Source organism: Streptomyces sp. x-80 (assembly GCF_046549095.1).
Taxonomy (GTDB): domain Bacteria; phylum Actinomycetota; class Actinomycetes; order Streptomycetales; family Streptomycetaceae; genus Streptomyces; species Streptomyces celluloflavus.
Genome location: NZ_JAJPWM010000034.1, coordinates 16,849 through 32,392 on the forward strand (window position 1 = coordinate 16,849; position 15,544 = coordinate 32,392).

The following is a 15,544-nucleotide window of genomic DNA, read 5'->3' on the forward strand; positions in this document are numbered from 1 at the left end:
GCCCCATGAACTCCGCTCCTGCCCCCCGCATCGCGGTCGTCGGAGCCGGCCTCGGCGGCCTCGCCTGCGCCCGTGTCCTCCAGCTTCACGGGCGCTCCGTCACCGTCTTCGAACGTGAGGCTTCCACCGGCGCCCGCTCCCAGGGCGGCAGCCTCGACATCCATGCCGACACCGGTCAGACCGCCCTGCGCGCGGCGGGTCTGCTCGACCGGTTCCGCACCCTGTCCCGCCCCGAAGGACAGGAGTGGCGCGTGCTCGACCCCGCCACCGCCACCGCCCTCCCCTTCCCGGGGCCCGTCCACGACGAGGACAGCCCGGAGATCGACCGCGGCCAGCTGCGCGGCCTGCTCCTGGAATCCCTCGCCGAGGGCACCGTCCGGTGGGGCCGCGCCGTCACCGGGGTCACCCCGCTCGGGGACGGCACCTGGCGCCTGCTCCTCGACGACGGCACCACCGAGGACGCCGACCTGGTGGTCGGCGCCGACGGCGCCTGGTCGCGCGTCCGGCCGGCCCTGTCGGACGCCGCACCCGGCTACACCGGTGTCACCTTCGTCGAGACCGGCTTCGACGACTGCGACGCCCGCCATCCCGCCCTCGCACGCCTGGTCGGCAACGGCACCCTGCTGGCGAAGGGCGACGGCAAGGCCCTGTTCGCCCAACGCAACAGCAACGGCCACATCCGCGCCTACCTCGCCTTTCGCGCCCCGCAGGACTGGCATCCGGCCGCCGACGTGGAACTCGGTGACACAGCGGCCGTACGCGCCCACCTGCTGAAGATGTTCGACGGCTGGGACGAGAGCCTGCGCTACGTCCTACGGCACCACGACGGCGGGTTCGTCAACCGGCCCCTGTTCGTGCTGCCCGCCCCGCACACCTGGGAACACGTCCCCGGCATCACCCTGCTGGGCGACGCCGCGCACCTGATGCCCCCGGTCGGACTGGGTGCCAACCTCGCCATGCTCGACGGCGCCGACCTCGCCCACGCCCTCATCACCGAATCCGGCATCGACGACGCCGTCCGCGCCTACGAGAGCCTCATGCTGCCGCGTTCGGCCGAGGCCGCCCTGGGGTGTGCCAAGGCGCTCGACAACCTCGTTCCCGCGACGGACTCCTGACCGGGCGCCACCACGTCCCCCCGGTCCGCGATCACGCCACCGCGCCGTCCGTGCATCCCACACCGCCCGGAGCCGGTGCGGGACCGACTCCGGAAACCGGTCCCGTACCGGCCCTGCCGCGACAGCAGTTGCACTCCCGCCGTCAGGCGCAATCGGCCAACTGGAGCGCGATGTCTCAAGCGAGCACGATCACTCCGCTGACCAGCGAGGACAGAGCCGACACGGTCGCTCGTCCGCCGACGAGGCCGGTGCAGGTGTCAACTGGAGCGACCGTTCGGTCTCCACCGTCACGGCCGGAACAGTGCTGTTGAACAGTGCTGCTGCCCTGGTCCGCCCGGGTGACAGGGGCCGCCTGTCCCGACCGCTCGCACCTGCCCGCCGACCGCAGCACTCGGCCCCGCCAACTCAGGCACTCACCCGCCAGGTGAAGCGCTCCGGCACGTCAACAGCCGCCGGGCGTCCGGCCGGTGGCAGATATCGCGCCCCGGTGGCGACTGTCTCGACCCAGCGCAGGTGGCAGGGCGATGACGATGCGGTGGCGGCGCTGTCAGTGGCCTCTGCGACAGTGGTGTGGGTCAGCCCGTTCTCCACCGCCACAAGTGCGGGAGCGGGACGGCTCCGGCCTCGACGGGCCGGATGCCGACGAGGACGAAGGAGATCCGGTGAACGTACTCTTCCCCGCGCTGCGCGACGCTCCGTCCGCACCCGCATTGCGCTTCGGCGACCGCGCGCTCAGCTATCGCCAACTGGCGGCGGTGGCGGGCCCGCTCGCCGACCGGATCGGCGGCGCGAGCCGCGTCGCGCTCTGGGCGACCCCGACTCTGGAGACCGCGGTCGGCGCCGTCGCCGCGCTGCTCGCCGGGGTGCCCGCCGTACCGGTGAACCCGAAGATCGGCGAGAGCGAGCTGGCGCACATCGTGGCCGACAGCGCACCGTCGCTCGTGCTGGCCGCGCCCGACGCCGTGCTGCCGGGCGCGCTCGCCGCCCTCCCCCGCGTCGCTGTCGTGGCGGACGCACCACCGGAGGGGGCGCAGCCGCCCCCGTTCCCGGCCGAACCGGGCGACGAGGCACCGGCGCTGATCGTCTACACCTCCGGCACGACCGGTCCGCCCAAGGGTGTCGTGCTCCCCCGGCGCGCCATCGCCCGCACCCTCGACGCGCTGGCGGACGCCTGGCAGTGGACCGCCGGCGACGTCCTCGTGCACGGCCTGCCGCTCTTCCATGTGCACGGCCTGATCCTCGGCATCCTGGGCCCGCTGCGCCGCGGCGGCAGCGTCCACCACCTGGGGCGCTTCACCACGGAGGCGGTCGCCCGTGAACTGTCCGCGGACGGCACGATGCTCTTCGGGGTGCCGACGATGTACCACCGGCTGGCCACCGAGGCCGAGCGCGACCCCGCCCTCGCCAAGGCGCTCGCCCGCGCCCGGCTGCTGGTCTCCGGTTCGGCCGCGCTGCCGCTGACCGTTCAGGAGCGGATCGCGGCGGCCTCCGGCCGGCGCGTGATCGAGCGCTACGGCATGACCGAGACGCTGATGAACACGAGCGTGCGGGCGGACGGCCCGGATGCCGCGGGGACGGTCGGCGTGCCGCTGCCCGGGGTCCTCGTCCGTCTGGTGGACGAGGCAGGACGGGTCGTCGAGGCGAGCGACGGCGAGACAGTGGGCGAGATCCAGGTCCGTGGCCCGAACCTCTTCACCGCATACCTCAACCGCCCCGACGCGACCGCGGCCGCCTTCGACGGGGAGTGGTTCCGCACCGGCGACATGGCGCTGCGCGACACCGCCGGGAACTACCGCATCGTCGGCCGCAAGGCCACCGATCTGATCAAGAGCGGTGGCTACAAAATCGGCGCGGGCGAGATCGAGAACGCCCTGCTGGCCCACCCCGGGGTCGCCGAGGCGGCGGTCACCGGCGAACCGGACGAGGATCTGGGCGAGCGGATCGTCGCCTGGATCGTGGCCGAGACCGGCCCGGACGCCGGGCCGCCGCCCACCGCTGAGGAGCTCGCCGGCCATGTCGCGAGCCAGCTCGCCCCGCACAAACGGCCGCGCAGCATCCACTTCCTGGACGCGCTGCCGCGCAACGACATGGGCAAGATCCTGAAACGGGCACTCCGTGCGTGACGGCGGCGACGGCACCGGTAGCGCGGCAGGGGCCGCGGACGGCGACGCCACAGCGGCGGATGCCGCCGCCGTGCCCGGTGCCACGCCCCGCCCCGTGACGGGCCGGACGGCCGCCGGGGGACGGCCCCCGGCGGCGGCCCGGCTCACGGCTCGTCAGGCCATCGCGGCGGTGGCCGACTCCTACGACGAACCGGCCCTGTACGCCGGACCGGCCGTGCCCGGCACCTCTCCTTCCCGCGGTACCCCCGGCGAGGCCGAGCAGCCGGACGGCCCCCTCGGCTGGCTCGGCTACGACGCCTCCCGGGCGCGCGCCCGCGCCCGGACCGGGGAGGACGAGTCGGTGATCACCGCCCTCGCCTCGATAGGCGGCACCGAAGTCGTCCTGCTCGCCTTCGAGTTCGGCTATCTCGGCGGCTCCCTCGGTGAACGCACCGGTGACCGCCTGGAGGCCGCATACACCCAGGCCCGCGCGCGGGGCCTGCCGGTCGTGTCGCTGATCGCCACGGGCGGCAGCCGGATGCAGGAAGGGATGCGCGCGCTGAGCCAGCTCCAGCGGGTGGCCGGGCAGTCGGCGCTGAACCGCGCCGCGGGGCTGCCACAGATCGCCGTGGTGCGCGACCCGACGACCGGGGGCGGCTGGGCGACGCTCGGCGCGGGGGCCGATGTGATCCTCGGGCTGCCCGGCGCCCAGGTCGGCTTCGCGGGCTCCCGGGTACGCCCCGCGGACGCCGATCCGTACGCCTACTCCGCCGAGGGGCAGTTCGCGGCCGGGCAACTCGACGCCGTCGTCCCGCCCGACCGTCTGCGGACCACCCTGCGGCGCTGGCTGCGGCTGCTCACCGGTACCCGGGAGCCGGCGGCGGTCCCCGAGGCGGCGCCGCCACCGTACGCGCTCGGCGTGCGCGATCTGCCGGAGAGCGGCTGGGATGCGGTGGTCCGCGCCCGCGCCGCCGGCCGGCCGCGCGCCGAGGCGTATCTGCGCGCGTACTTCGACGACCTGGAGGAGATCAGCGGCGACCGCTGCGGCGGCGTCGACACCGGTATGCGCTGCGGATTCGGCCGTCGCGACGGCCGGACGGTCGCCTTCGCGGCCCAGTGCGGCACGGCCACCCGCCCGGCCGGGTTCCGCACCGCCGCCCGCCTGGTGCGCCTCGCGGACCGGCTCGGCATCCCGGTCCTCACCCTCGTGGACACTCCGGGCGCCGCCAATGACGCGGCGGCGGAGCGGGCCGGGGCCGGCGCGGCCATCGCCGACACCTTCGCCGCACTGGCCTCGTGCCGTGTCCCCGTCACCTCGCTGCTCATCGGCGAGGGCGGATCGGGCGGCGCACTGGCCCTCGCCGCGCCCGGCCGGCTCTGGGCGACGCCGGACAGCTACTTCTCCGTGATCGCCCCGGAACTGGCCGCGGCCATTCTCAAACGCGACCCCCGGCAGATCCGGCAGACGGCCGGCCAACTCCGCATCCGGCCACAGGACTTGCTGGAGCTGGGAGTCATCCGGGGCATCGTCCCACCGGCCGGGCCGACGCCGCCCCGCCCGTGACGGCCGGCCCGGCCGTCAGCTAGTCCGCCACGCTCCGTGCCGCCGCCCGGAGGGCATCGGCGGCGGCACGGATCGACGGTCTGCGGTCGGCGTCCACCCGCCAGATGGCGTAGACATGGCGGCACATCCGGTGGCCCACGGGCACCACGCTCACCCCGTCCGGTACGGGCCCGCGGCCGAGGCGCGGGGCCACCGCGACGCCCAGCCCGGCCGCGATGAGGGCGAGTTGGGTGTGGTGTTCCTCCGCCATGTGCGCGATACGCGGCTCGAAACCTCTGCTGCGCAGCGTGAAGGTCAGCCAGTCGTGGCAGAACTCGCCCTGCGGCCAGGAGATCCACTCGTCGTCGGTGAAGTCCTCCAGTTCCACGGACCGACGGCGGGCGAGCGGGTGGTCCGACGGCATCGCCACATCCGCCGGATCGTCGAGCAGCGGGGTCTTGGCCAGCCCCTCGGCCAGCGGCAGGGGCCGGTTGTACCAGTCCAGGACGACGGCCAGATCGAGGTCACCGCGCACCACTCCCCGCACGGATGCGTCCGGGTCCAGCTCGGTGAGCCGCGTGCGGAGTTGGGGGTACGCGGCGCGGAGGGTGGCGAGCGCGGCCGGGAAGAGGCCGCGCGCCGCGGTGGGAAACGCGCCCAGCCGCAGTTCGCCCATCGCCTGGCCGCGGTGCGCTTCCAGTTCGGCCTGCGCCAGCTCGACCTGGGAGAGGATGCGCGTCGCGTGGTCGGCGAGCAGCCGTCCCGCGTCCGTCAGCCGTACGCCTCGTCCGTTCTTCGCCAGCAGTTGCTGGCCGGTCTCCCGCTCCAGTTTGGCGATCTGCTGCGAGACGGCCGAGGTCGTCACATGGAGTCCGTCGGCGGCCGCGCTCACCGAGCCATGGCGGGCGACCGCGCCCAGCGTGCGCAGACGATCAAGGTTCAACATGTAAGCAATGCTAATCGGTACATGCCAGATATTCTCGCTTGTGCTACGGAATGACGCATCGCATCGTAGTGGTCATGAGCACCACCGCCGACGGATCCACCGCTTCCGCTCCCCCCACGAGTTCTTCGACCGCGACCACCACAGCCGCGCCCGCCGCCGCTGCGACGGCAGCCCCCGCTGCGACGACCACCGCAGCCCCCGCGGCGGCCACGGCCGCCGGAGCGGCCGGTCCGGACTCCCCCGGCTCCGCCGCCGGCCCCGGCCCCCGTCGCGCGATGCGCTGGCGGCTGCGCTTCGCCGTTCTCTGCCTGGTCTGGGGCTTCAGCTTTCTCTTCATCAAGGTGGGCAACCGCGGTTTCGCGCCGTTGCAGGTCACGCTGGGCCGCGTGGGCTTCGGCGCGCTGGTGCTGGTGGCGATGCTGCTGATCACACGCGAGCGGCTGCCGCGCTCCGCCAGGATCTGGGGCCATCTGGCGGTCGCCGCCCTGCTGCTCAATGTGCTCCCCTTCTCGCTCTTCGCCTACTCCGAGCTGACGATCCCCTCCACCCTGGCCGGTATCTGCAATGCCACCTCACCGTTGTGGGGAATGCTGCTCTCGCTCGTCGCGCTCTCCGAGGACCGCCCCACCCGGCGCCGGGTCGCGGGGCTGGGCGTCGGGTTCCTGGGCGTGCTCACCGTGCTCGGCGCCTGGCAGGGGTTCTCCGGCACGGATCTCACCGGCACCGCGATGGCCCTCGGTGCCTCGCTCAGCTACCCCATCGGCTGGATCTACGTCCGCCGCACCCTGGCGGGCACCAAGCACTCCCACCTCTCCATGACCAGCACCCAGCTGCTCCTCGCCACCGCCCAACTCGCCGTCCTGACACCGCTGTTCTCCCCCATGCCGACCTCCTTCCCGGTCGTGCCGCTGCTCGCCGTCTTCGCGCTCGGCGCGCTGGGCACCGGGTTCGCCTTCCTGCTCCAGTACGGCCTGGTCGCGGAGGTCGGTCCCACCACCGCCCAGATGGTCACCTACTTCATCCCGGTGATCGGCACGGCGGCCGGTGTGACACTCCTGGACGAGCAGCTGAGCTGGAACACACCGGTCGGCGCCCTCATCGTGCTCGCCGGCGCCGCCCTCACCCAGAGCCGGCCCCGGCGCACCGCCCCCTCGCCCTGACACACCCCGCCCCGCCACGGCACCGCTCCCGGCCCGCGCCCGTCACTCGTACCGCCGGGGCTCACCCGGCCCCGTGGCCGATGCGACAGCATCCGCCACGGGGCCGATGTCGTCGTCGGACAGCCCGGACACGGTGATCCGGACGCCCGGCGGGGACTGCATCCGAAAGCGTGCTCCGGGGGCCACCGCCCACCCGGCGTGCAGAAGACGGGCCACCGCAGCGGTCTCGTCCGGCACCGGCACCCAGACGTTCATCCCGCTGCGCCCGTGCGCCGGCACTCCCCGCTCGGCCAGTGCCCGTATCAGCGCCTCCCGCCGCCGGTCGTACGCTCCGGCGACCACCGTCGGCTCGATCGCGGACGTCCGCCACAGATGCGCGACGGCGTCCTGGAGCAGATGGCTGACCCAGCCGGGCCCCAGCCGCTGGCGGCCGCGCACCCGGTCCACGGTCACGGCGTCCCCGGTCAGCACCGCCAGCCGCAGGTCCGGCCCGTATGCCTTGGCCGTCGACCGCACCAGCGCCCAGTGGTCGGTGACGCCGGAGAGCGGATGCAGCGGGAGATCGACGATGCCGTGGCCGTGGTCGTCCTCGATGAGCAGCACATCGGGGTGGTCCGCCAGCAGGGTCCGGAGCTCCGCGGCGCGGTCCCGGCCGATCACGGCACCCGTGGGGTTCTGCGCCCGGTCCGTGAGGACGACGGCTCGGGCGCCGCCCGCCAGCGCGCGCGCCAACTGCGCGGGCAGCGGCCCTTCGTCGTCCAGCCCGACCGGCGCCACCCGCAGTCCGAGCGCCGGAATGAGGTCCAGCAGGCTCCCCCATCCCGGATCCTCCACCGCCACGGCGTCGCCGGGCCGCAGATGCGCGGCCAGCACCCGCTCCATGGCGTCGAGTGAGCCGCTGGTGACGGCGACGGGCCCCTCGGTCACGCCGTCACGGCTGAACGCCGAGCGGGCCAGCGCCGCGAGGTCCACGTCGACGGCCGGTGCGCCGTAGAGGACCGGCCGCCGCGCGCTGCGCGCAGCGGCCTCGGCCAGCGCCCGCTCCAGCGGCGGCAGCAGGGCCGGATCGGGATTGCCGTCCGAGGCGTCCCGGACGCCCGGCGGGACCGCCACCCGCAGCGCCTCCCGCGCGGTGCTGGCAGGGCGCGGCCGCACCCGGCTGCCACGCCGGCCCGCGGTCTCGATCACCCCTCGGTCACGCAGCGTGCGGTACGCGGCCGCGACCGTATTCGGATTGACCTCCAGGAACACGGCCAACTCCCGTAGCGGGGGCAGCACTTCGCCCGGTTGGAGCGAGCCCGCACCGACGGCCCGCTCGACACTGGCGGCAATCTCCGATGCGCGCCGCCCTTCGATCCGATACTCTCCTAGCACAAACATGATTATGCACTAGTGCAATGGAGATGGCAATGTCTCTGGCCGAGCGGTACGAACCGACCGAACGCACCACCCTCACCCGCGCCCGCGAGCGCGCCACCTACGACCAGGAGACCGTGCACGCGATCCTCGACGCGGGCTGTCTCTGCCATCTGGGCTTCGTACGCGACGGCGCACCAGTCGTCCTCCCCACGCTCTACGGCCGCGTCGGGGACCGCCTCTACCTCCACGGCTCCACCGGCTCCCGTCCGCTGCGGATGGCCGGCGAGCCGGACGAGGGCCTGCCGGTCTGCGTCACCGTCACCCATGTGGACGGCCTGGTGCTGGCCAGATCCGCCTTCCACCACTCCGTCAACTACCGCTGCGTCGTGGTCCACGGCACCGCCCGTCAGGTCACCGACCCGGCCGAGAAGTCGGCCGCGCTCGACGCACTCGTCGACCACGTCCTGCCCGGCCGGGCCGCCGACTCCCGGCCGGGCAACGCCAGGGAACTGGCGGCCACCGCGGTGATACGCCTCGATCTGCGCGAGGTCTCCGCCAAGATCCGCACCGGCGGCCCGAACGACGAGCCCGAGGACCTCGCGCTCCCCCACTGGAGCGGAGTCCTTCCGGTGGCACCGGTGTACGGCGCCCCCGTACCCTCCGACGATCTGGCTGCGGGTATCCCGCAGCCCGCGTACCTCTCCGCCCGCTGAGGAGGCCCCGATGCTGATCCACCCCTGGGACGCCCCCACCGACGACACCGAGTGGCAAGAGTGGCTGGCCGCCCACGACTTCGGCCAGCTGGCCGCCAACGGCCCGGCCGGCGAGGCGCCCTTGCTGCAACCGCTGCACTTCGCGTACGACCCGGCGCGCCGCGAGGCCGTCACCCATCTCGCCCGCCCCCATCCCCTCTGGCGCGCGCTGGCGGACCGCCCGACGGTCCTGCTGAGCGTGGTGGACGACTACACCTTCATCCCCGGCCCCTGGCAGGCTGCCGAGGACCAGCCGCCCGAGCACGGCGTCCCCACCAGCTTCTACGCCGCCGTGCAGCTGACCTGCACCGCCCACATCGTGGACGAGCCCACGGCCAAGGCCGCGCTGCTGGCGCGCCAGATGGCGCACTTCCAGCCGGAGGGCGGTTCGGCCCCGGTCGCCGCGGGCGAGGAACCGTACGGCAGACAGCTGTCCGGCATCCGCGGCCTGCGCCTCGAAGTGCGTGAGGTCCGCGCCAAGTTCAAGTACGGCGGCAAGCGGAGCACGGCCGTCCAGCAGCGGATCTCCGAGCGCCTCGCCGTGCGGGACGCCCCCGGCGACGCGGCGGCCCGCGTCCACCAGCAGCGCCGTCTGGCCGCCTCCCCCACCACCCCGCCCGGCCTCTGACGGGGCCCGAGCCGCCCCACCGCGCGCCCCGGTCGGCGGCCCGCCCCGTCCGTCGTACGGCCGCGGCGCCCCTCGGGCCGTACGACGGCGTACCCACGACGGCACCCCCACGCCGATGGCCCCACGGCGGTATACGCACAACGACGTACCCGTGGCGGTGTCAGCAGACGACCCGCCACGGGAGGGCGTCCGTACGGCGGCACCGCCCGCCCGGCGTACCGCACCGGGCGGGCGGGCGCCTCAGCCCACCGCCGCCGCGGACCGGGCCGCGACCGCGCCGCGGGCCTCGGTCATCGCCAGGGCGGCAACGGCCGCCAGCAGTACGCCGGTTCCGATCGCCGTGGCCGCCGTGAGCCGCTCACCGAGGAAGAGCAGCGCGATGGCCGCGGCGGACACCGGCTCGATCAGCGAGATCACCGACGCCGTCGCCGCGCGTACGGCCGCCAGCCCCGCGAAGTACAGCCCGTACCCGAGCGCCGTCGGCACGGCCGCGATATAGCCCAGCAGCCAGAGGCTGCGCCCCAGGTCGTGCGCGTGCGGCCACAGGCCCTCCACCGCCGCGAGCGGCAGCAGACACAGCGCGCCGACGGCCAGCGCGCTGATCGTCGCGGCGTACGGATCGCTGCCGCCGCCCTTGCCCAGCCACCGCGTGGTGAGCGTCATCGCGGCGCATCCGGCCGCGGACAGCAGGGCGTAGCCGATGCCGGCGGGACGCACCGCATCGACGCCGGTCCCGCCGAGGACGAGGATCAGCAGCCCGGCCAGCGCCCCGGCGACGGCCAGGACACCGCCCACGCCGAGCCGTTCGCCGAGTGTCACGCGCCCGCCGATCGCGATCAGGACGGGTCCCGCCCCCATCGTGACGACGGTGGCCACGGCCAGTCCGGTGGCTTCCACGGCGGCGAAGTAGGCGGCCTGGAAGACGGCCAGGGCGATGCCGGTCACCGCGATCCGCAGCACCCGGCGGCGCATCGGCTCGGCCGGGCGCCGGGCCGTGCCGCTGCCGGCACGACGGCGCAGCACCCCCCGTACGGCGAGCAGCAGCACCAGGCCGCCGCAGGTGCGCCAGAAGGTGAGGGAGACCGGACCGAGTCCGCTGCCGCGGTAGAGGAGCGCGGCGGCTGCGCCCGCCGTGCCCCAGGCGGTCGCGGCGATGGTCACGTACAGGAGCCCCCGGCCCACGGGCAGGGAGGAGGAAGGGGAGGTATGCATAGGAGGTGCACTCCGGGAAAGCCGATACGGCGCAGTGCGCCGTGGAATGGTCGCGTGGTCCCGTGTGCAGGCAACGACTATCGGCCCGGTAGCTCACCCGAGCCGGGTTTCCTTCGGAGGCCGCCGCCCGCGCTAGGCGGCGGGAGGGGGCAGCACAGTCGAATGCATGATCGTCACCCTATGCCGGAGGCGCCCCGGCCGACAAGCCATCCCCTGGGTCGCTCCGCTGCCCTCGCACCGGACGCGGCCGCTCCCGTACCGTCGGCATCCCGACACCGGCAGCGGCACCGGCAGCGTCCCGTCACCGCGGCCTCCGCCGCCCCGTCCGACGGCTATGCCGCCCGTGCCGACGCGTCCCGCTCCGCCGCGTCCCCCGCCGCCGTCTTCGGCTTCGGCTTCGCCGACTGCGCGATGAAGGCGCCGACCAGTACGACCGCGCCCCCCACGAGCTGCGGCGCGGCGAGATGTTCGCCGAGCAGCACCCAGGCCAGGACGGTCGCGATCACCGCCTCCAGACACGACACCACCCCGGCCACCTGTGGCGAGAGCCGACGGATCGACACCACTCCGGTCAGATAGGCGAGCACCGTCGCGATCAGCACGATCCAGCCGAGCAGCAGCGCGGCGGGCACCTGGGTGCCGTTCAGTTCCGCACTGCCGCCGAGCACCGACCAGTCCATGCCCCACGGGCGGGCGAGCACCGTCAGCACCACGGCGCCGATCAGCAGGCCGTACGCGATCACACCCAGCGGGTCCACCGGGTCGTCGCCGTCGGTGCCGTGGTCGGACAGCACGAAGTAGCCGACCTGACAGCAGGCCGCGCCGAGCGCGAGGACGAGCCCGAGGGCGTCGAAGGTCAGCCCGGACCACACCTGGACGACGCAGGCCAGGCCGCCGAGCGCGAGCACGACGCCGACCGCCGCCGAACGGCTGACCGGCCGTTTCTGGACGAAGCGCACCCAGCCCAGCACCAGGGCGGGGGCCAGGTACTCGATGAGCAGCGCGACGCCGACGGGGATACGGGAGAGCGAGGCGAAGTAGCAGCCCTGCACACCGGCGACGGCGAGCAGACCGAAGCCCATCAGCAGGCCGGGCCGGCGGCGCACCAGATCGCGGTGGCGCCAGGCGAGCGGCAGCAGCACCAGGGCGGCGCCGGTGACGCGCAGCCAGGTGACATGCAGCGGTTCGAGGCCCGCTTCGATCAGAGGTTTGGCGGCGACACCCGAGCCGCCGAAGGCGCAGGCGGAGAGCAGCGCGATGCCGAGCCCGGCGCGCCGTCCCCGGGCGCCGCCGGGGTCCGCCCCGGCGTTCTGCCGCGCTGGCCGGGTACCGCCGACCCCTGAAGTTCCACTGCTCGAACCCGTCGTGGAAACGGCCGGGCTCCCCGAAGAGGCATGCATCCGATCATCATGGCAGCCGCCGTCAGCAGCGTCACCCCCCACATTCCTGTCATTCCTGGCCGGAGCGGTCCCCGTCCAGGCGGGCGGCGAGCCGGTCGGTGTCGACGGCGGCCCGGCGCAGCACTTCGACGGCCCGCGACTCGGGATCGTCCACCAGGGCGGCGAGCAGATCGAGACAGTGGGCGCGGACGGCGTAACGGGCGTGGGCGCGGTCGAGGGCGCCGTCCATGGCGGCGGCCGCGGCGGGCGACCAGCCGGGGACGCCGCCCTCGGCGACGACGGGGACCGCGCCGGAGTCCTCGACGGTGCCGTGCCACTGGAGTCCGTAGCCGATGCTGCGCTGCACGAGGTAGCCGAGCAGCCGGGCGATCTGCGGCTCGCCGTCGAAGGCGGCGCGTACCGCGGGATCCGACTCCAGGAGGCCGTGCAACAGATGCGCGGTGTCGACCTGCCGGTCGCCGTCCCGGGTGGCCCGTCTGCGGGCAGCGGAGACCACCGACGCGAGCTCTACGGAGAGCTGCGCGTCGAGATCCTCCTGGGCGGGCCCGTCGCCGCCGCTGTACGCGGTACGGTTTTGCACACTCCCCACCCCACCAGCCCGCCGCGGCCGGAGCATCCCCGGCGGGAAGCATTTGCGCGTCCCACCGTGGTTGGGCATGCCCACGCGCAATCTCATCCTTACGGAGGAGAGAGGGGGAACGGTGACGGCGGGCAGGGCCGCACCCGGGCCCGGGGCACCCGCCCGTACCGCGCGCCCCGCCGACGCGGTTTCCCCACACGCACGAGCCGCTCCACCACACCGTGCGGCTCTCCGCGGACCATGCCGGCCGGCTGCGTGAACGAGCGGCTGCCGGCCTACCGCGGCAACGGCGCCCCGTACGGCACAGCCACCGGCGGCGCGGCCCGCTGCCGCTTCCGGTCGGCCCGGCGCGCGGACTGCGCCGCCACAGCCTGAACCGGTTGCCCGCCCCGGACCCGCCCTCGCAAGAATCTGACGGCTCATCAGCATTGAACCTTCGCCCGCGCGCGGCTACCTTCCGCGGCAGCAGCCAAGAGCTGTCCCGTCATGCCTGGTGGATCAGCGCGCGGCGTCAGATGCGGTGCATCGCACGGCGGAGGAGCGTCCGCATGCTGGATGTATGTGGATGTTCCGACAACGCGGCGAGGTGCCGTAGCTGTCGTCGCGCGCCCGCCAGGCATGACGGGCCAGCCCTCAGGGACAGTCACCGAAGGGGTGGTCGCATGGCCGACGTCACCGCGCAGGCCCGTATCGAGGCACCGGCCGGGCGGATCTGGGACCAGCTCACCGACTTCGACTCGTACGGCCGGTGGAACGCCACCCACACCGCCTTCCCCAGGGGCGGCCCGGAAACGCTCAAGGTGGGCGCCGGGTACGAGGAGAGCATGAAGCTGATGGGCTTCCCGGCCGAGGTGAAGTGGACCGTACGGGCCCTGGAGCCGGGCCGGCTGCTCGACCTCACGGGGAGCGGGCCGATGGGCGTCACCCTGGGGATGCGCTACGCGCTCACACCGGACGGCGCGGCGACGACGGTCCGGATCGACGGGGTGTTCACCGGTGCCGCGGTCTCGCTGATGGCGGGCAAGCTGAGGGAGTCGGCGAGCGCCGCTCTCCACGAGTCACTGCGCAGGCTCGGCGGCCTGGTCACCTGAGACGGGCGGGCCGCCCGCCCGTAACACGGGCCGCGCCACGCAGAACCCCCGCGCACGGCACCCCTGCCACACAGGGGCACGATGCGCGGGGGCCCGACAGGCAGGGGCCGTGGCCGGAATGCTCCGGCCACGGCCCTGTTCACCGGTGGGCGGCCCTTGCCGGCGCCGTCCACCGCCCTCGCTCGGCAGCGCTCAGTCCTCCTCGGCGAGGATCAGATACAGCTCCTTGCGGGCCTTGTTGACCACTGCCATGGCCTTCTCCCGCTGCTCGGGGCTGCCGGTCGCCCACACCTGGCGGAACGCCTCGACCAGACCGCCGCCCGCCTTGCGGACCTCGTTCATGGCCTCCCAGTCGATGCCACGGCCGGCGTCCTCCCAGGGCGCGTCCGAGCCGCTCTCGGCTTCGGTCCGCCCGGCGTCGGTCAGCGAGAAGAGCTTCTTGCCGCCCTCGCTGGCGTTGCTGATGAGGCCCTCGTCCTCCAGGAGCTGGAGGGTCGGGTAGACCGAGCCGGGGCTGGGCTTCCACGCCCCGCCACTGCGCTCGGCGATCTCCTGGATCATTTCGTAGCCGTGCATCGGCCGGTCCCGGAGCAGCGCCAGGATCGAGGCGCGCACATCGCCGCGGCGCGCCCGCCCGCGAGGTCCGCCGCGGCCCCGGCCGCCACCGAAGGGCGGCCCGCCGAACGGCGGCCCGAACGGCCCGAAGGCCCGACGGCCCTCGCCCCGTCCCCCGAAGTCGCCCCGGCCGCCGTGGCGTCCGGGTCCGCAGTGCTCGTGTCCGAATTCATGTCCGTGTTCGTGGGGATGCATGATGACGTCCCTTCTATCGTTGATCGGTCGTGATACCTCAACGATATATCGGGACTGTTCGCCTGGCAATCCCTTCCGGGTCCAATTTCCCGTGATGCGTGACAGCGATCTTGGGGCAGTTGTCACTGAAGCCGAGTCGACGCTGGTTCGTGTCAGCGAAGATGGGCTACCCCTCTGTTTGTGACACCGAAGATGGGTCACTCGTTTGCTTTGCCTTCGGTTGTGCAGACCATCCTCGGGACAGCCGGTAGCACGTGCGTGAGCACCAACGCCGGTCAATGCCGTCTGTGTGGCGTTCGAACGGCTTCTGGCACTGTGCGCAGATCAGCGGGTTGAAGAAGGTGATTGGGTCGTGGCCGTGGGATGCCCATGTGCGGCATCGGCGGCTGCACCAGCGCCGATATGGGTCTGCCGGTGCCTTTCTCGCCATCGGGCTTCCGCAGAATGCGCATGTTCCTGAGGGCAGAGGAAGTCCGTAGTCCTCGATCATCCAGTCCCAGCGGGTGACCTGGTCTTTGCACTTGTTCGAGCAGGTGCGCTCAGAGGTCGGCGAGTTGGGCGGCAGGGGTTTCTCGCAGGCGTCACAGGTGGGGGGTTCGCCCTCCTTGGAGGCGTCCTTCTTGCGGCGTTGGCGTTCGATGTAGGCCGCTCGTCGGCAGGCGGAAGAGCAGTAGCGGTAGCGCTGTGCGAACTGGACCTTCATGGGTTGCTGGCAGATCCGGCAGGGCTCCATGAGTTGTGATCTGACGACTCGGGCAGTGCGGCATTGAGTAGAGCAGTAGCGGGGCAGGTTGCCGTACGACCGGTTGAGCTGGAACGGAGACTCGCACTCTTTGCACCTGATTG

Annotated in this window: 13 protein-coding genes; 7 read left to right on the forward strand and 6 right to left on the reverse strand. The window is 73.4% G+C overall.

Annotation, left to right across the window (positions count from 1 at the left end):
* The first annotated feature begins 5 nt into the window (after positions 1–5).
* The 3 genes from ACLJWH_RS38985 (at position 6) to ACLJWH_RS38995 (ending at position 4,781) form a co-directional block, all read left to right on the forward strand.
* Entirely contained in the window at positions 6–1,115 is a 1,110-nt protein-coding gene (locus ACLJWH_RS38985; protein WP_411146557.1) for an FAD-dependent oxidoreductase, read from the forward strand.
* A gap of 662 nt (positions 1,116–1,777) precedes the next feature.
* The gene (locus ACLJWH_RS38990) at positions 1,778–3,238 is read left to right on the forward strand and encodes an acyl-CoA synthetase (RefSeq protein ID WP_411146558.1); all 1,461 of its coding nucleotides are present in this window, start codon (positions 1,778–1,780) and stop codon (positions 3,236–3,238) included.
* Between the two features lie 160 nt (positions 3,239–3,398).
* Entirely contained in the window at positions 3,399–4,781 is a 1,383-nt protein-coding gene (locus ACLJWH_RS38995; RefSeq protein ID WP_411146587.1) for a carboxyl transferase domain-containing protein, read from the forward strand.
* Positions 4,782–4,800: 19 nt separating this feature from the next.
* On the opposite strand, the gene ACLJWH_RS39000 is transcribed toward ACLJWH_RS38995, so the two are convergent.
* Entirely contained in the window at positions 4,801–5,706 is a 906-nt protein-coding gene (locus ACLJWH_RS39000) for a LysR family transcriptional regulator (RefSeq protein WP_411146559.1), read from the reverse strand.
* A 74-nt stretch (positions 5,707–5,780) separates the two neighbouring features.
* On the opposite strand from ACLJWH_RS39000, the gene ACLJWH_RS39005 reads away from it, so the two are divergent.
* Positions 5,781–6,866: a DMT family transporter gene (locus ACLJWH_RS39005; RefSeq protein ID WP_411146560.1), complete on the forward strand. Its 1,086-nt coding sequence runs from the start codon at positions 5,781–5,783 to the stop codon at positions 6,864–6,866.
* Between the two features lie 42 nt (positions 6,867–6,908).
* On the opposite strand, the gene ACLJWH_RS39010 is transcribed toward ACLJWH_RS39005, so the two are convergent.
* Positions 6,909–8,240 (reverse strand): aminotransferase class I/II-fold pyridoxal phosphate-dependent enzyme, encoded by a 1,332-nt coding sequence (locus ACLJWH_RS39010; protein ID WP_411146561.1) that lies wholly within the window; start codon positions 8,238–8,240, stop codon positions 6,909–6,911.
* A gap of 35 nt (positions 8,241–8,275) precedes the next feature.
* On the opposite strand from ACLJWH_RS39010, the gene ACLJWH_RS39015 reads away from it, so the two are divergent.
* Positions 8,276–8,938, forward strand: coding sequence for a pyridoxamine 5'-phosphate oxidase family protein (locus ACLJWH_RS39015; RefSeq protein ID WP_411146562.1), 663 nt, complete (start codon positions 8,276–8,278; stop codon positions 8,936–8,938).
* 10 nt (positions 8,939–8,948) lie between these two features.
* The gene (locus ACLJWH_RS39020) at positions 8,949–9,605 is read left to right on the forward strand and encodes an FMN-binding negative transcriptional regulator (RefSeq protein ID WP_411146563.1); all 657 of its coding nucleotides are present in this window, start codon (positions 8,949–8,951) and stop codon (positions 9,603–9,605) included.
* Between the two features lie 240 nt (positions 9,606–9,845).
* On the opposite strand, the gene ACLJWH_RS39025 is transcribed toward ACLJWH_RS39020, so the two are convergent.
* The 3 genes from ACLJWH_RS39025 to ACLJWH_RS39035 all read right to left on the reverse strand — a co-directional run bounded on the left by ACLJWH_RS39025 (position 9,846) and on the right by ACLJWH_RS39035 (position 12,797).
* The gene (locus ACLJWH_RS39025; RefSeq protein ID WP_411146564.1) at positions 9,846–10,817 is read right to left on the reverse strand and encodes a DMT family transporter; all 972 of its coding nucleotides are present in this window, start codon (positions 10,815–10,817) and stop codon (positions 9,846–9,848) included.
* Positions 10,818–11,149: 332 nt separating this feature from the next.
* A complete protein-coding gene (locus ACLJWH_RS39030) occupies positions 11,150–12,217 on the reverse strand; it encodes an EamA family transporter (RefSeq protein WP_411146565.1) in 1,068 nt (355 codons plus the stop codon).
* 49 nt (positions 12,218–12,266) lie between these two features.
* Positions 12,267–12,797 (reverse strand): Clp protease N-terminal domain-containing protein, encoded by a 531-nt coding sequence (locus ACLJWH_RS39035; RefSeq protein ID WP_411146566.1) that lies wholly within the window; start codon positions 12,795–12,797, stop codon positions 12,267–12,269.
* 662 nt (positions 12,798–13,459) lie between these two features.
* Between ACLJWH_RS39035 and ACLJWH_RS39040 the strand changes: the two genes are divergently transcribed.
* Positions 13,460–13,888: an SRPBCC family protein gene (locus tag ACLJWH_RS39040; RefSeq protein WP_411146567.1), complete on the forward strand. Its 429-nt coding sequence runs from the start codon at positions 13,460–13,462 to the stop codon at positions 13,886–13,888.
* Between the two features lie 192 nt (positions 13,889–14,080).
* Here ACLJWH_RS39040 and ACLJWH_RS39045 read toward each other — a convergent pair whose 3' ends face one another.
* Positions 14,081–14,698: a PadR family transcriptional regulator gene (locus ACLJWH_RS39045; protein ID WP_411146568.1), complete on the reverse strand. Its 618-nt coding sequence runs from the start codon at positions 14,696–14,698 to the stop codon at positions 14,081–14,083.
* Between the last annotated feature and the right edge of the window lie 846 nt (positions 14,699–15,544).